Source organism: Streptomyces sp. NPDC059256, assembly GCF_042753785.1.
In the GTDB taxonomy this organism is placed as follows: domain Bacteria; phylum Actinomycetota; class Actinomycetes; order Streptomycetales; family Streptomycetaceae; genus Streptomyces.
Genome location: NZ_JBHYZO010000031.1, coordinates 49300 through 71539, shown reverse-complemented (window position 1 = coordinate 71539; position 22240 = coordinate 49300). Strand labels below are relative to the sequence as shown.

Below are 22240 nucleotides of genomic sequence, written 5' to 3'. Positions count from 1 at the left end.
GAGCGGGTGCCATATCGCTTCGCGATATGCAAGCGAACTGGCTCGCTGCGCTCACCAGTTGCTCCCGCTCCGCGTGAGCGGACGCGGCTCGCTCCGCTCACCGCAAGGTGGCACGCGCTCCGCGCCCGCCACCCAACCGCAAGGCAAGCGGCCCGCGTTGCGAGCCGGGGCCGGCCTCCGGCCGACCCGTGGCCTTCGCTGCGCTCCAGCCACACAAGACGCAGCAGCAGGGACATGGACCGGGCCCAACTCCCCCACGGGCCTACGGCCCGATCAGCAGCAACAGGGAGAGGGGGGCGGGGGGCGGGGGCAGATCCAAACAGGTGGGGTGACAGGGAGTCTGAAGAAAGGGCCGGTGTGACCGATCGTCAGGCCGTTTCGGGGTGGCCATAGGGCCACCCTAGCAGAATTCAGCCACGTTCGGGGGTTTATGTGTTCCAGATGCTTCAGTTTGAAGCACGAGATAGACTCTGGACTCATGGACTAGCAGTACCGAGGGTCTAGATCGGTTTTCAATCAAGGTCCACCGCTGTTGGTCCGGGGTCGTGATCCGGCTTCAGGTGAGGTTCACTATAGTCATTCACGCCTCATTTACGTGCAGGTTTCCTGTTTCCCGTCCTCGGTCAGAGCCCAGGAGAGGCAGACGGATATGTCGAACACAAGCCGTACAGATCAGCGTGAGGCGGCTCAGCAGGAAGCGCTTGACGCGGTCCTTCGCGCTCTGGAATTGCCCACAAGATCGCTTGCGCCCGCGCGGGGGCTCCGGACTCAGGTGATCATGGCGACCGGGTCCGGGAAGACCCGGGTCGCGGCCCGCAGCGCGGAGAAGCTCCGAGCGGGCCGGGTGCTGGTGCTCGTTCCCTCACTGGACCTGCTCACCCAGACCGAGGCCGCGTGGCGCGAGGGAGGCCGTACGGGCCCGATGATGGGGGTCTCGTCCCTGCGGGGCGAGGACGCCGGCTTCCCCAACACCACGGACGTGGAAGAGCTGGTCGCCTGGGTGCGGCCGTTCGACAAGGTCACGGTGTTCGCCACGTACGCATCGCTCGGGCTGGGCACGCTGGAGCGCGCGCACCGGGCCGGCCTTCCGGGGTGGGACCTGATCGTCGTCGATGAGGCGCACCGGACGTCGGGTCGGCTGGGGAAGCCGTGGGCGGTCGTCCACGACAACACCCGTATCCCGTCTCTGCGGCGCCTCTACATGACGGCCACGCCCCGGCTGTGGCAGCTGGACGAGAACGCCGAGGGCGCGCCGGGTGAGCTGGTGGCCTCGATGGACGATGACCCGGACGGGCCGTTCGGTGCCCGCTGTTTCACGCTGACGCTTTCGGAGGCGATCGACCGGGGAATCTGTGCGCCGTACCAGGTGGTGTGCGTGGACATCACCGATACCCAGCTCCAGGCCGCGCAGCTCCTGAGCGCTGAGGGGCGCTCGGACGAGGTCCGCGGGGCGCGGCTGGCGGCTCTGCAGACCGCGCTGCTCAAGGCTTCGGCGGAGGAGAGCTTCCGGCGCACGCTCGTCTTCCACCATGTCGTGAAGGAGGCCGAGGCGTTCGCGGCCGGGCTCCCCCGGGTAGCCGCGCGGCTCCATGCCGCGGACCCGGCGCTGTATCCGCGCACGATCTGGGCGGACTGGCTGTGTGGTGAGCACAAGCCTCTGCACCGGCGGCGGGTGCTGGGTGAGTTCGCGGCGGGGGTCGCCATGGGCGGCACGGTGGTGGAGAAGGGCTTCCTGGGCTCGGTGAAGGTCCTCGGGGAAGGCGTCGATACCCGGAACTGCGACTCCGTCTACTGGGCCGACGTGCGCGGCTCGATGCCCGACCTCGTCCAGGCGGTGGGCCGGGCGCTGCGGATGCAGCCCGGCGAGGGCAAGGTCGCCTCCCTCGTCGTGCCGGTGCTCCTCGGGCCGGGCGAGACTGCGGACAACATGCTCACGTCCCGGGCGTTCGGCGGGCTGGCGAAGCTCCTGGAGGCCCTGCGGGCGCACGATGCCCGGGTGGTGGAGCAGCTCGCCGAGCAGCAGGCCCCCAGCCGCTCCACGCCCGGGCAGAGGGCCGTGCAGGGCACCGGCGGCCCGGGCGGGGGTCCCGGGTCCGGTGGGCCGTCGGCTTCCGCGCGGAAGCTGCTGAAGTTCTCCACGCCGCGGGATCCGGCGCAGCTGGCGGCGTTCATTAACCTGCGGGTGCTGAACCCGGAGCATGAGCACTGGCGGCGCGGCATCGAGGCCGCCGTCATCTACGCGCGCGTCCACGGTGATCTGAAGGTGCCGTTCACCTACCGGGTCCAGGCCGGGGACGACCTGGCCGTGAAAGTCGAGGGGTGGCCGGCTTCGCTGGCGCGGTTCCCGCTGGGGCAGTGGATCGCGGACAACCGGCGCTTCTACGCCCGCGGCGACATGGACGAGGGCCGCATCGTCCAGCTGGAGAAGCTGGGCATGGTCTGGTCGCACTTCGACGTCGCCTGGGAGGAGGGCCTCGCGGCCTCGCGGGGGTGGGCGGAGGTGAACGGGCACCTGCTCGCTCCGCTGGACGCCTCGCACCAGGGCTACCGGGTGGGAATCTGGCTGAAGAACGCACGGGCCGCCGCCCGCAAGGCCGCCGAGATCGAGGAGCGGCGTGCCGAGGGCCTGCCCGTCCAGTCGTCGGCCGGGGCGCTGTCGGAGGCGCGGCGCGAGCAGTTGGAGGAGATCGACCCGTCCTGGTGCCCGGCCTGGCCGGTGGAGTGGCAGCGCGCCTTCCACCTCGTCCGCCTCCACCTGGAGGCCGGCGGCGAGCTGCCCACGTCGCCGGGCGTCGTCCTGCACCAGGGCGAGGATCTCGGCCGGTGGGTCCGGACGGTCCGGCTCGGCTGGGACAAGCTCGCCACCGTTCAGCAGTGGATGTGCGAACACGTCCTCGGGATCGAGCCCGCGAGCGAGGACGAGAAGCCACAGCCGCGTCGTACACAGGCCGACAAATGGACGATCAACTACGAGGCCGCCAAGCAGTTCTACGAGCGCGAGGGCCACCTCCAGGTCCCGAGGAAGCACGTCGAACGGATCGTCGGCGAGAACCAGGAGGAGCGCGAGCACAAGCTGGGCGCCTGGATCGGGAACCAGCGCTCCCGGGCGGCGACGCTGACACCGGAGCGGATGGAGCAGCTGTCCGCGATCGGGATGCGGTGGCCCTCGCTGCCCCCGGTCGGTGGTTCCGCCCCGGCACAGCCCGCTCCGCAGCCCGTGTCTCCGGCGGTCCCGAGGCATCGGCAGGAACGGGAGCACCACGAGGAGTGTGACAAGGAACTGTACGAGGGTGGCGGCTGTACCTGCTGGTCCATCAAGCGCTTCGGGCCGCCCTCCGAGCGGGAGAGCTACTGGGACAACCTCTGACCACTCCCCCGCCACTGGAGGACCTCGATAGCGCAAGGTCCGGACCGCAGGCTGGTCGGCTGACCGGCAGTGAGACCGGGCGTACCCCCTGCGTCCGGCCTCACCGTCTTCGGCGGTATATGTCAGTGCTTGCCGATGCTCGCGCGCCTAGCCGCACGCGCCGCTGCCATTGCAGCCTTCTGAGCGGGCTGAACGTAGAGGATCAAAGTGACTTCGGCAACCAGTTCGGCGATGTCAGCGAGTTCTTCCGGGGAGTAGATAAGCCCGTCGTGGAGGCTGTCATTACCCACCATGCGAGCTTCGTGAAGCGCGTTCACCACGTCCGGCGACAACTTATCCTTAAGCTCCGTGATCTTGTCGTACAGGGTCTTTTTGGTGGCACCCTGGTTCTTGCAGATCTCCTCCACGGCTGCCCTGTACCCAGCGCCTGCAAGACGCGGCGCACCCACTGCTTCCGCTCGGGCAGCTTCGTCAAACAGACTTCGAATTTCGTCTGGGACTTCTGGTTGGAGTTCGCGGGGAACAGGCTCGGGATAGATCGTGCGCCGCAGAACTTCCGTGAAGCCATCAGAACCTTCAGGGCCATCTGGCTCTTTCGCCCACCAGACGAGTTCGGCCGTTGTTCTCTTGCAGTACGCGCAATTCCAAATCTCCTGGGTAACACGCTTATCGTGGTTGGCTGTTGGGTCGTAGCTCCTGGAGCTACCCAGCTCCACATACTCCGGGTGTACCACGACCACTTTGTTCTGCTGCATGATCACGCCTCGGGCGCACTCACGGTGCGGGCAGATCGCTTCACGGGTGTTGCCGAGCCAAGTCATGGTGAACATATAGACAGATAGCGTCTGAAGAGAGCAAGGGGATAGGTATCAGGAGCGGACGAGCCGGTTGCAGCACTTGTCAACGAACGACGGGCGCGGGTGTCACCCGAGCTGTCGCCGGAGCGGTGCTACGACGGCGTCTCTCTCCTCTCTCACCTGATCCCAGCCCTCCAGGAAGGCCGCGAGGGCGCGGCGTTGCTCTTCTTCGTGGGCGACCTGCTGGCCGCGCTGTCGCAGGCCGGCACGGAGATCGGGCGTACTGCGGGCGCAGTGGCTGGCGCGTACGAACCCAGACCCGACGCAAGCGAGTTGTTCGAGGTGCTCGCGGACTTCTTCCACCGCACCATCGTCCACCCCTGGCACCTCGCCTACCCCGGCGATCGAGGCGACGGCAGCACCCCCCGGCAACCGCACGGCAGCGACCACGGCCGTACCCTGGCCCGCCTGCTCATGGCCCACTTGGAAGCGCTGGGCACGCCGCTGGCGACCACCACCTCCAGCGCCCTCCCGCTCGCCCCTATTCATCGGCCTCGCCTGCCCCGTCAGAGACCCCGGTGGAGGAACCGGCCCCAACCGCAGCGCCGCTGTACGCGAGGCGTGTCCTGGCGGTGGCGGAAGGGTTCACGTGGGCCGTGGCCGCGCCGGGGACGCGGCACTGGCCGGACGGGTCGGACTTCCTGGACGTCACGCTGAGCGCGGTGGGCGACGAGGAACGCGCAGGGTACATCGAGCGCCTGGAGGCGTTCGTGGAGGAGCACCGCGACCGCCTGGAGGAGCTGCTGCGGGCATACGGGCCGGGCAGCAGGCCCGCCTCTCACGGCCGGTACGCACTGGTCGGGCAGCCCGAGACCCTGGTCATCCTGGAGTGGATGGAGGCCGTACCGTTCCTCCTGCGCGGCCGGTGGGAGGTTTGGAGCTGAGACCGTCTTCCTGGACGACCTCGAATTCGCGTGGGGCCGCGCATCCGACTCAGCCGGTGAGCAGCGGGGCCGGGCAGGGTGATCCTGTCAGGCCCCGCTGTCGTCGGGTCAGCCGAAGTCCAGCGTGTCCTGGGCGAAGTCGGCCGGGGCCGGGGTAGGCGCGGGCGCCGGCGGTCCCGCCGGGCGGGCGGCTTTCCAGCGTTCGGCCAGTTCGTCTTTCCAGCCTTTTGACGGGGGCCACGGCACGCCCCAGGCCGCAAGCTGGCTACGCGTCCGCCCCTCTTGGTGTCTTGGCGGCTTCGACCTCTTCAGGCGATGGCAGTACAGGCATGTGTGGTGAACGAGCATCGTGCAGCACTTGCTCCCCGGCCTGGGTGTGAAGCAGGGAGAAGGCTGATTCCCTCTCCAGGGTATCCACTCCTCGGGGAGCGGGGTGTCCGCGCTTGCTGGCCGCTCGGTTCCGACGGGGCGAAGAACGCCTTGCCGCTGTACTCCAGCGTCGTCGTCTCCAGCGTGACCCGCTCCGTCAGGACCTCCGGTCGCAGGGGCAGAACTCCGGCTTCGTTCAGGGTGCGGATGTAGTTCAGGAGCTCGATGGTTCCGACCATGGTCCAGGCGACGAGCGGTACGGCGGCAAGGAACCGTTCACCCAGTCCGAATGGGTCGCCTTCCTGGCGTCGTGCCGTGTCCCCGCGACCTACGACAGTGCTACGCGCCACCCGCCGAGGAAGGCAGTGAGGGCGCGGCGCTGGGCGTCCTCGCGGGCGATCTGGCGGGCGAGGACGGTGCGGACGGTGCGGTCGATGTAGATAGAGGTCGACGAGCCCGCCTGTGTTGGGTGCGGGGGCTGCAGTCGCGGGTTGGCCGGGTTTGAGCCCGGACCCGGTGGGGTGCCGTCGGGTCCGGGTCGGCCGGGCGTGGTTGCTGCGGGTGGTTGTGGTGGTGGTCAGCAGCTGGTTGCGGTGTCTGTGGTGTCGATGGCGCAGGTGTCACTGCCGAGGCCGCCGTTGGCGGTGTCGCCGCCTGCGCCGTCCTGGACGTCGATGCTGTCGTTGCCGAGGCTGCCGCTCATGGTGTCGGTGCCGTCCGTGTCGACGAGGGTGTCGTTGCCGTTCTGGCCGTCGAGGTCGTCGTTGCCCGGCCCGCCGTAGACGTGGTCGTTGCCGTTGTCGAACAGGTGGAGCAGCGACCCGAGGAGGGTCTCGCCGTAGTTGGTGTCGTTGCCGGCCTCGCCGTAGAGGTGGTCGGCGCCGTTGCCGCCGCCCATGATGTCGTTGCCGCCGCCTCCGCGGAGGGTGTCGTCGCTGTTGCCTCCGTCGATGGTGTCGTTTCCGGGACCTCCGTGGAGGGTGTCACTGTTGTTGCCGCCGTTGATGGTGTCGTCGCCGCCCAGGCCGCAGATGACGTCGCTGCCGTTGGTTCCGTTCAGGGTGTCGTTGCCGTTGGTGCCGGTGATCGTGCAGCCCAGGGAGTTGTCGATGGTGGTGTTCTGGGCGGCGGTGTTGTTGCCCGGGGTTGGGTCGCTCTGGTCGGCGTCGGCGTTTGCGGTCGCGGTGACCGTCCCGTTCGCGGCCGGGGACAGCACGACGGTGACGGTCGCGTCAGCCGAGGAGGCGAGGGTTCCGAGCGAGCAGGAGACGGTGGGCGCGGACACCGTGCACGATCCCTGGGAGGAGGTGGCGGAGACGATCCCGGTGGACGCTCCGGACAGGGTCACGGTCGTGGTGGTGCCGGTCGCGGTGGCCGGGCCGTTGTTGGTGACGGTGACCGTGTCGGTGAACGTGGTCCCGAGCGGGGCCGGGTCGGCGGAGTCGGCGACCGAGACCGCCAGGTCCGAGCCGGGGACGACATAGGTGTACTCGCCTGCCGGGACGGGGGTGCTGGTGCCGCCGGGGGTGGTGACCTGGACGTCCACGGTCCCCGCGGTGGCGGCGGGGGCGGCGGCGGTGCAGGAGGTGTCGGTGCACGACACGGCGGTGGCCGGGTTGCCCGGGCCGAAGGTGATCGCGGTGGCGCCGGTGAGGTCGGTGCCGGTGATGGTCACGACGGTGCCGCCCGCGGTGGTGCCACTCGCGGGGCTGACCGAGGTGACGGTGGGCGGGTCCTGGGTGAAGACGAACACGATGGAGCCGTCGCCCGCGTTCGAGCCATTGACCAGGGTCGAGGTCGCACCGGGGTAGGTGCTGGTGGTCAGGCTGGAGCCGCCACCGCCGGAACCCCCGGCACCGGCATAGGAATTGCCGCCTGCGGTGCCGGTGCTGCCGCTGCCGCCCTGGCCCCCGGCCCCGTAGCCGGCACCGCCGCCCCCGCCCGCGCCCGCCGGGGAGGGGACGCCCAGCTGGCCGGGTTGGGCGTTGCCGTTGGGGAAGGTGCCGGAGGCGCCCGCGACCGAGGTGGTCTGGCCGATCCCGCCCGCGCCGCCGGCTCCGCCTGCGGTGGCGGTACCGGCCTTGCCCGAGACGCCGCCACCCGCGATCCCCCCGGTGCCGCCGCCACCGAGGCCGTTGCCGCCACTGTTGGCGCCGACGGACCCGCGGGGGGAGAAGACGCTGCCGGTGCCGCCGCCGCTGGCTCCGCCGCCGGACCCGGCGGTCAGCAGCGGGGTGCCGGTGTCGTCGGTCACCGCGACCAGGTCCCCGCCGAGGCCTGCCGTGTTGGCCGCGGGCAGCCCGGATCCGGTGTCCAGGGCGCCCTTCCTGCCGACGGTCGCGTTCAGTACCTGCCCGGGGGTGACGGCCAGCGTGGCCACCACATGGGCGCCCTTGCCGCCGAGCACCCCGACCCCGTTGGCGGACCCCCCGGCGCCGTCCAGTGTCACCACCACTCCGGAAACCGCCGGCGGAACGGTGACACTGCCGGTCCCCCCGGCCGAACAGGTAACCGTGGTCGTGGCACCCGAGACCACCGGGGTCCCACACACCCCCGAGGCCGACGCGGCCGGAGCCAGTGCCACCACGCCGACGCCCGCGAGCGCGGACGCCGCGGCCAGGGCCACGATCCGTCCGGGCCATGACGTACGCAATGGACGGGTCCGTGCTGACGAAGTCATGGACTTCACCCCTCTCATCGGTCCGCACCGCGGGGGCGGGCAACCAGCGGGCCCCCCTTTCAACCACCACGGCACGGCAGCGCAACGGCCGGAGAACAACAACCGCGAGACCAAGCGGGCACACCGGCCCCGGACATCAACTCGGCTGCACTACTGCGGACTTGGGCATCTTGGCCGTCCCACAGACCATGACACGGACACAACACCGGCCGGAGGAGAAAAGCCATACCGGCCGACAGAAGTCAAACTGCCCCACAAGGCGGCAGCAAGCATTCACCAATTGCTCTCACCCGATGAGATAGCACCAGGCCCGACCACTCCCAACGGAGCGGGATCTCTGGCTCGGCGCACGGGACGGAAACCAGCGCGGCAGGGCCGCGACGCCCACCCCGGAACGGGCAGAGCAGCTGTCCGCGACCGGAATGCGGTGGGTGCAACCGAAAGCGTGGAGGGCTCGAAGTCACCGGCCCATGGTCCAAGCGTGAGCACCTTCACCCCCTCCCCGAGGCTCTGCAAGCTGTTGCTTGGGCGCGCATCCCACTGTGCCTACCCCGAGTGCGAGGAACTGCTGCCCCAGGAGCACCGGGGGAAGCTCAGCGTCACTGCGGAGATCGCACACATCCGTGCGGAGAGCGCCGAGGGAGCGCGCTTTAACCCTGAGTTCGAAGCTGTGAACGGGGAGCAGAACCTTCTCCTGCTGTGCCCGAAACACCACAAGTGGGTCGATGACTTTCAGGATGACTACACCGTGGAAGACCTGCCCGAATGGAAGCAGCGGCAAGTCGCCCAGGGGCGCAGTGTCAGCCTCACCGAGGCTCAGATCGAGCTCGTCTTCCTTGCGTTCACCACACCGAAGGCCGAGGTGGACGTGGTCGGTGTGATCAGAGTTGACGGCGACGGCATCACCTCCAAGATCGAGAGCTTCCCCAAGGTGAAGCCCGTCAACGCGCAGTCCGAGGAGCGGTTCCTTGGAGTGCGCGTCTCGAATGTTGGCGCGATCGGCTCCGGCGTTGATGGCGTCGGCATCGAAATCGATGTGGACGACCCTACCCTGCTGCCCTACTGGTTCCCGGCCGAGCACGGATTCCATCGACCTCCGCAGCATCTGGAGGCTCAGGCGAACGGCGTGTGGCTGGAGAACCCGCTGTCGGTGGTGGCTGGTATCCAACAGGGGCTGATCCCGAGGGGGTGGGTGCCAGTACGGTTCCGGGCATTCGTGGACCTGGGCTCCGGCGACAGAACTGTGGGCGCAGGGGTCCAGGCCGTACACCTCCCGATCTGGGAGGAGCACGTCACTCATGAGTGGTTGATCAGCCTGGCCGAGACTGCCAAGCAGGTGCGCGCGGCGTCGGAATCGCCAGCGCCCTAGCGCAGCCCGCGACCACGGATTCCGACTGAGGCATCAGCCATTGGCCGGCCCCCGGGATGCGGTGGGCTTGATGGGATCGGGGTCACCGCGCCGCGCTTCGGTTGGCGCAGCATGCGCGCCCCGGCCGTCGATACGCGGGTGCCGGTTGCCTGTACGGGATCCGGACTGGGTCGTCCACCGCCGCCACGGAGGGCACGAGTAGACGCAAGCCGTCGACGCTGCTACCAGCATTCGACCCACTATCCCCTGTTGAGCAAGGCCCGGACCCTGCGGTCCGGGCCTTCGCCGTGCCACGGAGATTTCTTTCCGACCGTTGCTGTCCGGGGCCTGGCTTCCGGCGCTACGGGGTGAAGAGAGGCCGTGCCGCGCCAGGACGAGACGTAAGCACCTGAGTCCTGTCACTGTCCCGCCTTCATTGGCGAACTCATGCTGGAGGCAGTACCGATGACCACGCACCAGACACCCGGGGCAACACCCGCGCCGATCACGGATACGCTGAACACGCCACCCTGGGCCCGGGCTACGACCTCACAGGGACGCTCTGAAGCAGAGAGCCGCAGGACCGCCGACCGCGCGGCGCATACCCCCGCGGACGACACCACTCAGGTGTCCGCCGTCCCCGTTCCTTCTGCTCAAGGGAGCAGCATCATGACCCGGGACCATGTTCCCGCGCCCGTTCAGCCACCTGTCCCTCCGCCCGTCCCGCAACAGCCCACTGCCGGTCCCGGCCTGACCTCCGCAATAGCCCAGGGCGCCGCCGAGGTACCGCGCGGTCGATCACGTCACGACTCGTGGACAAGTTCCTCACCAACCCGCCCGACTGGCTCAGAGCCCTGTGGAACGCGCTGCCGCGCCCCTGGGAGTAGCCGCCACGGCCGGGCAGGGGATTCGCCTGCCCGGCCTTCGCCGGCGACGGGTCAGCCGAAGTCGAGGGTCTCCTGGACGAAGCCGGCCGGGGCGGGCCTGCGTCGCCGAGGGCGTGACGAACTGCCACCTCTCAGCCGCCTGCACGTGGGGATGTGCTGCCGTTCAAGCTGCGCTTCTATCAGATCACCGCCCTCCGTCACGACACGCACTGTCGGCCGACCGGTACACCGGGGACGGTCAGGATCCGGTGGAACAGGGCAGTGGAGGGAGGTTCGCCGACGGGTTCGCCGTCGACCTCGACCCAGGCGTGGGCCCGGAAGGGGTCGGAGCGCACACCGGTGCACCAGGTCGGCCAGGTACCTCTGGCGCGGCACAGCAGGACGGTGGCCACGGACCGTTGCAGACAGCCCTCCCCGGCGCAGCGGGCGCTGACGGTGACGACGGCCTGCCGGGCGGCGAGGGCCTGCCCGGCCGTGGCGGGCGCGGCGCCGTGCCGGAGTGTTTCGAGGAGGCGGCGCAGCCGTCCGGGAGACAGACGCATCAGGCAGCGTGCCGTGGCGGTGGCCAGGAGCGCGGCGGCGCGCTCCCGAGCGTTGACCGGCATGTGGGGTTCGGGGGTGGAGAACATGCTCATGAGGTCACCAGCCCGGATGCGAGCAGGTTGTTGACCAGGGCGGTGACGTCCCTGCCGGCCTGGTCGGCGTCGAGTCCGGGGTGGCGGTGGTGGAGTTGGCGTGCCGCGTCGTCGGCGGTGTCGCCGTCGAGGAGTGTCCGCAGGATCAGCGCGCCGGTGGGGTTGAGCTGCCAGTAGCGTCCGGAGCGTTCGTCGAGGAGGACCATGCCGGTATCGGTCTCTGTGGCGTGCACGGCCGGGGCCAGTTTCATCGGGTCTCCTCTGCGCATGCGGCGGACGGGATCCCCGGGTGGTGGGGGTGGTCGAGGGAGCGCAGCCATACCTCGCAGCCGAGGGTGACGGCAAGGGCGCCGTGGAGTTGGATGGTGGGCGGGTGCTGGAGTGCTGTCCTGAGCAGGGTGGGGTCGATCAGTCCGGCGTCGGCGAGGCGGCTGTTGCCGAACAGGTCGAGCAGGTCCTGGCGGTGGCGGCGCAGCCCCTTGTTGGCGTCGGCGGTGTACTCGCCCTTGGTGCGGCGGGCCAGTACCGCAGCGGGCACGATGTCGTTCATCGCGGCTGCCAGCAAGGGTTTGTAGCGAAGGGCGGCCACGCGTTCGCCGGGGCGTACGGACAGTACGGCTTCGATGACGGCGTCGTCGGTGAAGGGGGTGGCGTAGCCGATACCGAGGGTGTCGTTCGCGTACTGGTCGAATCGGCGGGTCGCGTCCGCGCAGGCCCGCAGGTCCTGGAGTGTCTGGTGCAGGCCCCGACGCGGGGACAGCGGTTCGGGGCCCTACGCGGCGGCGGCGCGCAGCGTGCCGGCCACGGCCCGGGTGGCGTCCGCGGTGGCCCAGGGCGGCATCCGGACGCCCGGCCCCCAACCCAGCAGCGGTGGAGGCGTGGCCGTCCCGGTCGTGAGGCGGTCGGCGCTGCGGGCAAGGTCGTCGGCGAAGGCGGTCCGGTCACCCAGGACTCCCAGCAGGGGCAGCAGGGCTTGCCGCTGGAAGAGCTGTCGGCGGCGCAGATCGCGCAGTGCGCTCACCGGGTGGATGCGGAACAGGTCGTGCGCGTGCGCGGGAGACGGGCTGAACAGCTGGTCACCGCCGCCCCCGCACAGGTGCAGCCGCGAACCCCGCGCGGCCATCCGCTCCAGCATGCCGAGGAGCTTCACCCGGTCGTGCACCCACCCGAAGGGCTCCTCGGCCGCCGCCATCACCCCGGCGGGATCCGTGTACCAGGCTGGCGCCTCGTCGCGGGCAACGAACTCGTGCTCCGCGACCGGGAGCGCGAGGGCGGATCTCTGTGCCCAGCGGCTGTCCTCGTTCGCCGAATCCTGCGCCTGCCAGGCGGTGGTGAACAGCCGCGAGCCACCGGCCGCGGCGAGGAAGCAGAGACTGGTGGAGTCCATACCACCGGACAGATCCGCACTGATCGCCCCGCCGGCATCCGTGCGCGCCGACACCGCCGACTCCAGGACGTCCCGCACCGCCACAGCCCCCCGGTCGAAGGAGAGTGCCCCTTCCGGAGGACTCCACCAGCGCCTGATACTCGACCGCCCTGCCGCATCCAGCAGGAGGTAGTGGTCCGGGCGCACCCCCTTCACCCCACGCCACACGCATTGCTCCTCCAGCGGATACACCACCGGGACAGAAGCCAGCCGCAGCGCGAGAACATCCGGGTCCATCCCGGCACCGGTGAGCGCAGCGAGCGTGTCCGCCCGGCCGGACGCGACCGCCACACCCTCCAACTCGGCGTGGAACACCCGCCGCGCACCCGCAGCGGTACCCCGCACGCGAACCTGACACCCCAGAGAGGCGAGAAGGTGGAAGTCCCCGGCCCACCCGGCCTCGGCCCGATCCGCCTCCCCGATCCCGCCCAGCCGACCGGCCCGCCGCGCCAGCTCTCCGGGGCCCGGACCACGGCCGCCGCTCACCGCCACCCGCGCCGCTCCCGCGCGTCCGAGCGTCACGTGACCGCCCGGCCACACGCCCATCAGCCATGGCCGGCCCGACGCGTGCTCCACCACATTCCGCGCGAACGGCCGCACGACCCCGGCCGCGGCCACCGCGGTACCGCAGTCGGGCAGCACCACGAACCAGATCCGACCCAGCATCCCGCCCACTCCCTCATCGGCGCACACCTACCAACCGCAGACGGTGGTACTGCGGGCAGCCGCCCGCAGTACCACCACACTGAGCAGCTCCGGGCTGACAGCCCGGAGCTGCGACCCGCTAGTTGTGACCGTTCGGGTGGTGAGAGTGATAAGAGCTGTTCCGGTAGATCCAGGGAGTGGCGCCACCGTCGATGGTGTCGCCGCTCGATGACGCGCGGGTCAGATCCGCGAAGTCACCGACCTCCGTCAGCGTCGGCACCTCATACCCCTCACTTGAGGGTTCATACGTGTTCTTCATGCGTGGACTCGCTCTCGCTCACAGCAGACACAGTGCCTGCCCAGAAGAGCATCCCCAAGCCACATCAACACAGACAAAAAACGCAAAAAGGATGATGATCTTCAGAGAGGGCCAGAACTGCCCGACCTGTCTCCGGCACGGTGGCCACCACGGTGGCGCCGCTGATGCCCGCCCCGCTGCCGGCCCTGAGCTCCTCACAGGCCCCCAACTCGGCGACAGCCCGGTCAATGCCGCCGCCGCAATCACCCAGACCCTGATAGTCGCCCGCGTCCGGCCGATCCCCACCGAATCCTCAGACTCCCGCGGTGAGGGACATCCCCACCCACCCCGGCATCGACTGGTACCAGCTCCGCGCGGTGCAGAAAGGCCAGCGCTCCCCGGCATCGGCCCTCCACCCCGCCCAGGCTCACGTCCTAGCACACCTATCCGGAACTACGGCTGCGATCCGCCGCCCGCCGTGCCCCAGCCGTCGAGGAAGGCGGCCAGGGCGCGGCGTTGTGCTTTCTCGCGGGCGATCTGGTGGGCGAGGACGGTGCGGTCGATAGGGGGCGACGGCGGCGAGGATCAGGTGCTTCAGTTCGTCCGGCTCCAGTGCCTCCACCTCCTACTGAACCGGGCGGGGTCGAAGCCGTAACGGCGGCGAAGGCAGGCAACCGCGGGTCGCCACTCTTGTTGTAGAAGTCGTCGAAGTGGGCGCTGTCCTGGGCCAGGTAGAAGGTCATGAAGCGGTAGGCGTCGGCCTTGCCGGGGGCGAGGACCGGTTTGCCGTTCAGCTCGACCGGGTTGCCGTTCGGGTCGTACTTCTGGAGGTCGTTGGTGGGCGTGCAGGCGACGCTGAGGCTGTGGGTGGGGGTGGCCTCTTTGGAGCGGTGGCGGGTGGTCGTCGTCCCGCCGATCTTGGGGATGTTGAGGCTGGCGGCCGTTGTCTGTTTGACGATGTCGCGGTGACATCTGGTACACGGCCAACGCACAGTGGTTGTTGTACGGGATCGCGGTCAAAGTGGGCGACTCAAGTCCCCGGTACATCGCGTGGGAGATGAAGGTTCTCCTGTCCGCTGGCGAGGATGAGGAGCTACTACAACGCCGTCTCCACCGAGACCCAGACGAAGCCGATAGGGCTGGCAGCGAGTAGCTGCTACCACCGGACGGGGAGGGTGAAGCCCCACCTCCTGCGCCGGAGGGCGATTCCGTGGGCGAAGACGGAGACGCCGAACGCTGAATGAACTTGCTGGGCAGGGTACGGGGGCTGCTGGTGGACAGCCTCGTTCTCCGACACAGCAGCAGGCAGGCCGGTTCGATCACCGCTCTGCGGAAGAAGTCCCGCCAGCCATTGCGCCTGCGAGGCTTCGCACCACTCAGCATCCCCACAAAGCGACGCTTCACCCATCCAGTGAGCAGAGCGAAGCCAGGCCAGCACGCCGTCTCCATTGGGAACAGTGCACATGGACGGGTGTATCAGCTTGAGTTCTGATGAACGCCCAGGTCCGAGAGACCTGCCACACTTGGCCCGGCGTTCGGTTCACCCAGAATCCCCCGATGCGACACCTGAGTGATGGCGCCCAGTGCATACCGCGCCTGCCTGTGGTTGCAGACAATGATGCGGCGGGTAGTCGCCTGATCGCCGGCGAGGCTATCGGCCCGCCACAGGACCACGGACTGAGCGAACCTTGAGTGTTCTGGCCACGCCTGACATTGCAGGGCAAGGTCCGGGGGACCCCCGCGAGGCTCGGGTTGGGCCGCAGGCCCGGTGACGGCGGGGGCTGGCCCCGCCTTGGCTCAGTACGAGATGAGCAACACCACTTGTAGGCAGGGTCCGACACAGCATGGGCCTCATGACCGGGTCGGAATGTCGACGAGGTCCAGCACCCGAGCCGTCGTGCACCATTCGAAGGTCACCCTTTCCGCGGGCCATCGAGCATTCGAACCGCACCGTGCCACTGCGAGCGAGTGGTGCCGGAACTACGCAAGATGATCTTGCCTCAGTAGCGCATCACCGGGGGGCCGGATCGCTGGCTTCCCGGCCCTTTGAGGTCAGAGTTCGGCTGTCCAGATCCCGACCGGATGGTCACTCGGGGGCAACCACAACTGAGGCTGCGACTCGCGATGATGCTGGTCAGCCTGCGCATCCCCATGGAAACGGTCCTCGGCATCAGGCCACGCAACTTGCAGCACGGGGAGAGGCGGCCGCCGGTAGAACCCGATGGCCTGCCCGAAGAAGGTCCGGTACCAGCCGCGATCTACCTCTCTGAGCGCGACCCGATGCCCGACGACAACATCAGAATGGCTCTGACCGTCCGCCAGTGCTTCGCCCGCGGCGGACCTCTCTCCGAGGGTGTTGAGCATGCGGTGCATGGTGTGGACATCGAGCCCGAACATGGCGAGCTCAGGTCCACCGTGCATGTGCGCGAGGCCGATCGTGTAGGCGAATCCAGGACCGATCTCGTCTTCGGGAACCATCACGACGTGCCATCCTTGCTGCCGCACGTGCTCGATGACCATCAGATCCATGCGGTCCGCTTCGTCCCGATCACCGTAGTCATGGCAGAGGACACAGCGGCACCGGAACGAACCATCAGTCATGCGCGGAGGGTACGAGGTGAGCGTTCACGTCGAGAGACCGGGGTGGGAACCCCACGCAATCGAAAACCGAGGTAACGCTCCGCGACGACTCCCCAAGATCTGCGCCAGAACCCGGAACTCGTCGACACAAGTTCTGCCGCAACCGGGGGCAACCGTTATGACATCCGGTGTCGAGTGCACGTACAAAGTCACCGCTTTCCGGTCGGGCCCCGCGCACGGCGTATGGATCTCGGCGAAATGCCTGTTCAGGAGCGATTCACCTGCTGATGCTCGTTCCCTCGGCAGTTTGGTCCGGGCGGTGTCTTACGGGGGTTGAATGAGGCGGGTTTCGTAGGCGAAGACGATGGCCTGGGCGCGGTCGCGCAGTTCCAGCTTCATCAAGATGCGACTCAGGTGCGTCTTGACGGTGGTCTCGGCCAGATGCAAAGCCACGGCGATCTCGGCGTTGGACCGGCCCTGCGCAACGTGGACGAGTACTTCGCGCTCGCGTACGGTCAGGCGGCCCACGCGCTCGTCATCGTCCGGGCTTGTGCTGTGCGGGAGTTGGTGAGCGAAGGTCTGCAGCAGGCGGCGGGTGATACGCGGGGCGACAACGGCGTCGCCTGCGGCCACGCTGCGGATCCCGGCGAGCAAGTCCTCGGGGCGAGAGTTCTTCAGGAGGAAGCCGGATGCTCCAGCGCGAAGTGTGGCGAAGGCGTACTCGTCGAGGTCGAAGGTGGTCAGGATGAGCACCCGCGTGTGCGGGAGTTCCTGCGCAATCCGGCGGGTCGTCGCGATGCCATCGGTGCCGGGCATGCGGATGTCCATCAGGACGACGTCGGGGCGCAGCTGGCGCGCCAGTTGGAGGGCTTGGGAGCCGTCCGCCGCCTCGCCGACCGGGTCCATGTCGGGCTCGGCGTCGAGGACCATGCGGAACGCCAGCCGCAGCAGTGACTCGTCGTCGACGAGCAGGACGCGGATCGTCATGCCGCACCGTCCTCGGCCGGGTCGAGGTTGAGGTGGGCGAAGACCCGCCAGCCCCCGCTGGGCAGTGGACCGGCGGTAAGGGAGCCACCGTAGGCGGCCGCGCGGGCACGCATGCCGGCGATTCCGTGACCAGACGGGGAGACCAGAGGTTGCGTGGTGATGCCGTCGTCGGTGACGTCGACGGTGACAGTCCGTGCGGCGCAGACCACGCGGACCTGTGCTTGGGTGCCGCGGGATGAATGCTTGAGAGTGTTGGTCAAGGCTTCTTGCACCAGGCGGTAGACGGTCAGCTGGGCAGCGGTGGGCACCGCGGTGGGGTCGCCCTCCAGGGTCAGACGGGTAGGCAGCGCGGCGGCGCGCATGTGCTGGGCGAGGGCTTCCAACTGGGCGATTCCGGGGACGGGGTGGCGTTGTGCATCGGGCTCGTCGGCCTGGAGGACGCCGAGGGAGCGTCGCATGTCGGTCAATGCCTGCCGACCGGTCTCCGAAATCCTGCTTATGACCGTCTCGTCAGACCCACCGCGCCGCGTGTAGACCGCAGCGTCGGCGAGCGCGACGATGACGGACAGATTGTGGGTGACGATGTCGTGCATCTCGCGGGCGATACGGGCCCGCTCCTCTGCCGCTGCCAGCCGCGCCTCCTGAGCGTTCGCGTGCTGTAGGTTCACCGCCCGTTCTTTCAGGGATGCCACGTACGCACGTTTGGTGCGCATGTTGTTACCTAGGACGGCGGCGGCGACGGCCATGGCGCTCATGGCAGCCACCGAGGCGAGGACCCGGCCGGGAGGCGCCCAGCGAGCCGCCGCCATCAGGACGGCCACCGCCATGACGACGCCGGCCGGCAGTAGACGACGCCAGTCCGCGTGCGCGGCGACCGTGTAGAGGCCGACGAGCAGCGCAACGTCGGCAGGCAACTGGACGCCGATCAGCCACTGCGCGAACGCCACGGCGGTGATGACGCAGAAGACCGTGAAAGGCGCCCGGCGCCGCCACACCAGCGGCAGCAATAGGGCCGCCTGGATGAGCAGCCCCCGGGGGCCTTCCTGGCGGCTGGGCCCCAGAACTGCCATGAACAGGAGTGCCGCCAGAAGCCCGTCCCAGATCGCGGGCGGCAGCCCGGACGCCAATCGCCACAGTTTTCTCGCCGTCGAGCACACGGGGGCGCACTGGTCCCCGCCAGCATCCCGCTCCTTGGCGGTCGGTGGCGCCGCGCTCATCAAACGTCCCGTCGTCGCAGCATCGATGCGGCACCCGCCAGGGCCACTCCGGCATACAGGGACAAGACTGTCAAGCCCGCCCATGGCGACAACGTAGCGGACGATTGGTCGAGCGTGAAGATCGCTTGGCCGGCGTTGCCCGGCAGGTAGCGGGCCACCGTGTCCGCCGTGGTTGAGGGCAGGACCCGGGTGAGTACCGGCAGCACCAGCAGGATCCCCAGGATGGCGGCGACGCCGCCCGCCGTCGCACGGGTCAGCGCCCCGATCGCCACGCTCAGCACCGCCAGGACGGTGAGGTAGGCGGCGCTGCCCAGTACCGTCCGCGCCACCCCGGGGTCACCTAGCGACGCGGTCGCCAGCCCCCGGGACGCCAGGATCGCCTGGCTGAACAGGAAAGCGGCCACGGCCGCCGCGGTCATCGACACCCAGGTCACGACCGCGTACACCGCGGTCTTGGCCCACAGGACCGGCAGGCGCCGCGGCACCGCCGTGAGCGAGACTCGGATCATGCCAGTGCTGTACTCCCCGCTCACCACCAGGACGCCCAGGGCACCGACCGCGAGCTGCGCGAAAAGGTAGCCGGTCGTGCTGATCGCCACCGGATCCAGACCCTGCGCGGGGGCGAACAACGCGATCAGCGGGCCGAGGCCGATCAGCGCCGCCACCGCGAAGGCCAGGGTGAGGCGGGTCGAGCGGACGCTGCGCATCTTGATCCACTCGGAGTGCAGGACACGGCCCTGGGTGATCCGGCCGGGTGCGACCTGGGGACGAGGGGTGGTTTCCACGCTCATGCCTTGCTCCTGGTGGTTCGATACTCCACAGCGTCATCGGTCAGCTCCATGAATGCCTCCTCCAACGAGGCGTGGTGCGACGTCAGCTCGCTGAGGGCGATGCGGTGCTCGGCTGCGATGCGGCCGATCCCCTCACAGCTCATGCCGGTGACCTCAAGCCCGCCGTCCGCGCCGGATGTGACACTCACGCCCGGACCGGCCAGCAGCGGCCCGAGACGCCATGCCTCGTCGGTCCGCACCGACACCGTCTTCCGGGAGGCCCGCCCGGTGAACTCCTCGACCGAGGTGTCGGCGATGAGCCGGCCCCGTCCGATCACGATGAGGTGTTGCGCGGTCAGCGCCATCTCGCCCATCAGGTGTGAGGAGACAAGGACGGTGCGCCCTTCGGCGGCCAGCGATTTCAGGAGGTTGCGTATCCAGCGGATACCCTCGGGATCGAGGCCGTTGACCGGCTCGTCGAGGATGATTGTGTGCGGATCGCCGAGCAACGCGCCTGCGATGCCGAGTCGTTGACACATGCCGAGGGAGAATCCGCCGACCCGCTTCCCGGCCACCTGCCGCAGGCCGACGAGGTCGATGACCTCCTCGACCCGGCGGCGCGGGATGCCCGTGGTCGCCGCCAGTGCCAGGAGGTGGTGGAAAGCCGATCGGCCGGTGTGTACGGAACGGGCCTCCAGCATCGCCCCGACCTGGTGCAACGGTGCGCGATGGTCCACGTACCGCTTCCCACCCACGGTGACCTGCCCGGAGGTAGGCGCATCGAGCCCGAGAATCATCCGCATCGTGGTGGACTTCCCAGCCCCGTTCGGACCGAGGAAGCCGGTGACCACTCCCGGCCGGACGGTGAAGCTAAGACCGGCCACGGCGGTCTTCTCCCCGTAGCGCTTGGTCAAGGACTTGGCTTCGATCATCGTCTTTCTCCTGACACACGGTGGTGTAACGCTGCCCGAAGCTACGTTCTGGCCCGGGCGGGAAAGTGAGACCGCCGTATGAACCTCAGCGCGGGCCCTGCACCGTAAGGAGGAGCGGCCTCCTCCTGAGGTTGTATGCAGCTCCGCTCACCACAGCACATGCGCCCAGGTGGGAGGGCGGCTGGCCTGCGGCCCCGTACGACCGTGGTGCGACGGCCGTGTCCTCCTCGCGGAGGAAGATCGCGGGATGTCGCTCCGCCGATGCAGGCCGAGAACGTCCTCCGGCAGGTGTCCCGGGCCGGGCCGCAACAGAAAGGCTTCTTCAGCCGCATCCGGACGACGACTTGAGGAGCCGATCCATGCCGACCGACCCGACCGCCCCCCGTTCACGGCCCGCCCGGAGGGAATTCCTGAGGGCTGCGGCGGCCGCCGCCGTCCTCGCCACAGTGGGCACCGCCTGCTCCGCTACCAACTCCCCCACGCGGCCCGCCGCGAAGCCGACCGCAACTCCCAGCCCGTCGGCGACGGGCCGTCCGGTGTCGCTGCCCGCACCCACCGGGCACTGGCCGATCGGCACGGTGAACCTGCACCTGGTCGACCGGACGCGACACGACCCCCTGGTGCCGTCGAAGCCCTTTCGGGAGTTGATGGTCAGCGTGTGGTACCCGGCGGAGCGGGGAGGGAAGTTCCCGGTCGCCCCGTGGCTGGGTTCCGCGGCTGCGGCCGACTGGGACAAGCGCTCCGCACCCCTCCTGACCGTCAGGTCCGGAGCGGTGGACTGGCGGGGAATCAAGACCCACGCGAGGATCGGTGCGCCGGTCGCCCGGCCGGCCGGGAAGCTGCCGGTGGTGCTGTTCTCCTCCGGAGACGGCGGCGACCGTGCGCTCGGCACCACGCTGGTCGAGGAACTGGCCAGCCAGGGCTACGTCGTGGTCACCATCGATCCCACCTACGAGGTGGATCAGGTCGAGTTCCCCGGCGGCCGGGTCGTACGAAACACACCTCTGCCCGAGAAGCTCACCCCCAAGGTCATCGAGAAGCTCCTGGACAAGCACTCCCGCGCACGCGTCGCGGACGCAGGGTTCGTCCTGACACAGATCGACGCTCTGGCGCACGGGCGCAACCCCGACGCCGAGAAAAAGCCCCTTCCGGCCGGGCTGCCCACGGCGATGGACCTCTCCCGCACAGGCATGTACGGCCAGTCACTGGGCGGCTCGGTGGCCGCCCAGCTCGCCCACGACGACCCGCGCATCAGTGCGGCGGCAAACCTCGACGGCGGGTTCCACGGCCCGGTCGTCCGCACCGGTGTCGCCAAACCGTTCCTGCTGATGACCTCCGATGTGAACACCTTTGAGAACAACGCCAGCTGGAAGTCCTTCTGGGCAGCCTCGACCGGCTGGAAGCACGCACTCCACCTACGGAAGGCCAAACACGGCTCCTACTCCGACCTGCAGGTCATCTTTCCGCAGCTCACTCCGCATATGAAGATCCCAGCAGCCTCCGAGCTCATCGGCACCATCGACCCCCACCGATCCCTGGCGGCCCAACGCGCCACCATCACGGCCTTCTTTGACGTCCACCTGAAGAACCGGCCCACCACCCTCTTCGACAACCCCGGCGGCCGGTACCCCGAGGTGGAGATCCTGCGTTGACACAAGAGACCCAGTAAGGACTACACGGACAAACTGCGACCAAGAAAATCTCCCATTGAAGACTTCGGCCCTCGTCCCCGTGTCGTAGACAGTCGTGCGTGTCTCTGAGCCGCTGCCGAGACGGGCAGCAGGATGCATGACTCCGGGAGCATGCTCGTCCAACAGGGGCCGCACGGCTTGGACGTAGAAGCGCCGGGAGAGCTCCAGTCCCGGGATGAGAGCCGGTGTGACCATGCCGGGGACTGTGCCTGATCGGTGAGCGGGGAGGCGACCCGTTTCCACACCTGGTAGGGCGATCCTGTCTGGCCAGGTGACCGCTGCCGGATAGTCATGTGGACGAAGTGGCTCATTTGCTCCGGCTTTTGATCATCCGGCGGAGGCAGCTGTACGACGGCGGCGAGCTCGTGGTCTCCGAGCCTGTCGGTGGGGGCGCGGGCCCGCCCAAGCGGTGAGTCATGCGCCGATCGCGGCAAGGACGGTGTCACCTGCCACGTGGCCCGTCATGTCGTTCACGCCTTGACGTGGTCGGCGTCGACCCAGACCACGGCTGTGTCGACGTGGCGGGCGCAGATCCGGCGGTCGCGGGTGGTGTAGGCGTCGCGGCGTAGGAGCCCGGTCAACGGGTCGCGGCGAGTTGCTTGTGCAGCGCGATGGCGAGGACGGCCCAGCCGGCGGACCCCGTGTCCGCGTCCTTGCGGCGTGAAGG

18 protein-coding genes are annotated in these 22240 nt (G+C 68.9%); 4 read left to right on the top strand and 14 right to left on the bottom strand.

Annotated features, from left to right (window positions below; all coding sequences use genetic code 11):
* The first annotated feature begins 649 nt into the window (after nucleotides 1-649).
* On the top strand, nucleotides 650-3367 hold the full coding sequence (locus ACFXJL_RS32980) for a Helicase associated domain protein (RefSeq protein ID WP_384698769.1): 2718 nt from the start codon (nucleotides 650-652) through the stop codon (nucleotides 3365-3367).
* A 122-nt stretch (nucleotides 3368-3489) separates the two neighbouring features.
* Here the strand turns inward: ACFXJL_RS32980 and ACFXJL_RS32975 are convergent, their stop codons facing one another.
* Nucleotides 3490-4122: a DUF4145 domain-containing protein gene (locus ACFXJL_RS32975; RefSeq protein ID WP_384698767.1), complete on the bottom strand. Its 633-nt coding sequence runs from the start codon at nucleotides 4120-4122 to the stop codon at nucleotides 3490-3492.
* A gap of 168 nt (nucleotides 4123-4290) precedes the next feature.
* The gene (locus tag ACFXJL_RS32970; protein ID WP_384698764.1) at nucleotides 4291-4713 is read right to left on the bottom strand and encodes a hypothetical protein; all 423 of its coding nucleotides are present in this window, start codon (nucleotides 4711-4713) and stop codon (nucleotides 4291-4293) included.
* Between the two features lie 83 nt (nucleotides 4714-4796).
* On the opposite strand from ACFXJL_RS32970, the gene ACFXJL_RS32965 reads away from it, so the two are divergent.
* Nucleotides 4797-5108 carry a hypothetical protein gene (locus ACFXJL_RS32965; protein ID WP_384698761.1) on the top strand — a complete coding sequence of 104 codons (312 nt, stop codon included), beginning with the start codon at nucleotides 4797-4799 and terminating at the stop codon, nucleotides 5106-5108.
* A gap of 946 nt (nucleotides 5109-6054) precedes the next feature.
* On the opposite strand, the gene ACFXJL_RS32960 is transcribed toward ACFXJL_RS32965, so the two are convergent.
* Entirely contained in the window at nucleotides 6055-8157 is a 2103-nt protein-coding gene (locus ACFXJL_RS32960; RefSeq protein WP_384698759.1) for an IPT/TIG domain-containing protein, read from the bottom strand.
* A 670-nt stretch (nucleotides 8158-8827) separates the two neighbouring features.
* Between ACFXJL_RS32960 and ACFXJL_RS32955 the strand changes: the two genes are divergently transcribed.
* Nucleotides 8828-9526 carry a hypothetical protein gene (locus tag ACFXJL_RS32955; protein WP_384698756.1) on the top strand — a complete coding sequence of 233 codons (699 nt, stop codon included), beginning with the start codon at nucleotides 8828-8830 and terminating at the stop codon, nucleotides 9524-9526.
* A gap of 1063 nt (nucleotides 9527-10589) precedes the next feature.
* On the opposite strand, the gene ACFXJL_RS32950 is transcribed toward ACFXJL_RS32955, so the two are convergent.
* From ACFXJL_RS32950 to ACFXJL_RS32900, 11 genes are all read right to left on the bottom strand, one after another.
* Nucleotides 10590-11027, bottom strand: a complete 438-nt coding sequence (locus ACFXJL_RS32950) for a lasso peptide biosynthesis B2 protein (RefSeq protein ID WP_384698753.1) — start codon at nucleotides 11025-11027, stop codon at nucleotides 10590-10592.
* Nucleotides 11024-11278, bottom strand: coding sequence for a lasso peptide biosynthesis PqqD family chaperone (locus tag ACFXJL_RS32945; protein ID WP_384698750.1), 255 nt, complete (start codon nucleotides 11276-11278; stop codon nucleotides 11024-11026). Before ACFXJL_RS32945 ends, ACFXJL_RS32950 begins: the two co-directional genes overlap by 4 nt.
* On the bottom strand, nucleotides 11275-11688 hold the full coding sequence (locus ACFXJL_RS32940) for an asparagine synthase-related protein (RefSeq protein WP_384698775.1): 414 nt from the start codon (nucleotides 11686-11688) through the stop codon (nucleotides 11275-11277). Before ACFXJL_RS32940 ends, ACFXJL_RS32945 begins: the two co-directional genes overlap by 4 nt.
* A gap of 111 nt (nucleotides 11689-11799) precedes the next feature.
* Entirely contained in the window at nucleotides 11800-13119 is a 1320-nt protein-coding gene (locus ACFXJL_RS32935; RefSeq protein ID WP_384698747.1) for an asparagine synthase-related protein, read from the bottom strand.
* A gap of 118 nt (nucleotides 13120-13237) precedes the next feature.
* Nucleotides 13238-13417: a lasso RiPP family leader peptide-containing protein gene (locus ACFXJL_RS32930; protein WP_384698745.1), complete on the bottom strand. Its 180-nt coding sequence runs from the start codon at nucleotides 13415-13417 to the stop codon at nucleotides 13238-13240.
* A 422-nt stretch (nucleotides 13418-13839) separates the two neighbouring features.
* Nucleotides 13840-14388, bottom strand: coding sequence for a hypothetical protein (locus ACFXJL_RS32925; protein WP_384698742.1), 549 nt, complete (start codon nucleotides 14386-14388; stop codon nucleotides 13840-13842).
* Nucleotides 14389-15448: 1060 nt separating this feature from the next.
* Nucleotides 15449-15925 carry a DUF4262 domain-containing protein gene (locus tag ACFXJL_RS32920; protein WP_384698739.1) on the bottom strand — a complete coding sequence of 159 codons (477 nt, stop codon included), beginning with the start codon at nucleotides 15923-15925 and terminating at the stop codon, nucleotides 15449-15451.
* A gap of 375 nt (nucleotides 15926-16300) precedes the next feature.
* Complete coding sequence (locus ACFXJL_RS32915) at nucleotides 16301-16963, bottom strand: response regulator (RefSeq protein WP_384698737.1); 663 nt, start codon at nucleotides 16961-16963, stop codon at nucleotides 16301-16303.
* Nucleotides 16960-18180 (bottom strand): sensor histidine kinase, encoded by a 1221-nt coding sequence (locus ACFXJL_RS32910; RefSeq protein WP_384698734.1) that lies wholly within the window; start codon nucleotides 18178-18180, stop codon nucleotides 16960-16962. Before ACFXJL_RS32910 ends, ACFXJL_RS32915 begins: the two co-directional genes overlap by 4 nt.
* Complete coding sequence (locus ACFXJL_RS32905; protein ID WP_384698731.1) at nucleotides 18180-18971, bottom strand: ABC transporter permease; 792 nt, start codon at nucleotides 18969-18971, stop codon at nucleotides 18180-18182. The genes ACFXJL_RS32910 and ACFXJL_RS32905 overlap by 1 nt, the downstream gene beginning before the upstream one ends.
* A complete protein-coding gene (locus tag ACFXJL_RS32900; RefSeq protein WP_358938574.1) occupies nucleotides 18968-19882 on the bottom strand; it encodes an ABC transporter ATP-binding protein in 915 nt (304 codons plus the stop codon). Before ACFXJL_RS32900 ends, ACFXJL_RS32905 begins: the two co-directional genes overlap by 4 nt.
* 359 nt (nucleotides 19883-20241) lie before the next feature.
* Here ACFXJL_RS32900 and ACFXJL_RS32895 point away from each other — a divergent pair, with 359 nt between their 5' ends.
* Nucleotides 20242-21534 carry an alpha/beta hydrolase family protein gene (locus tag ACFXJL_RS32895; protein ID WP_384698728.1) on the top strand — a complete coding sequence of 431 codons (1293 nt, stop codon included), beginning with the start codon at nucleotides 20242-20244 and terminating at the stop codon, nucleotides 21532-21534.
* Nucleotides 21535-22240 lie beyond the last annotated feature (706 nt).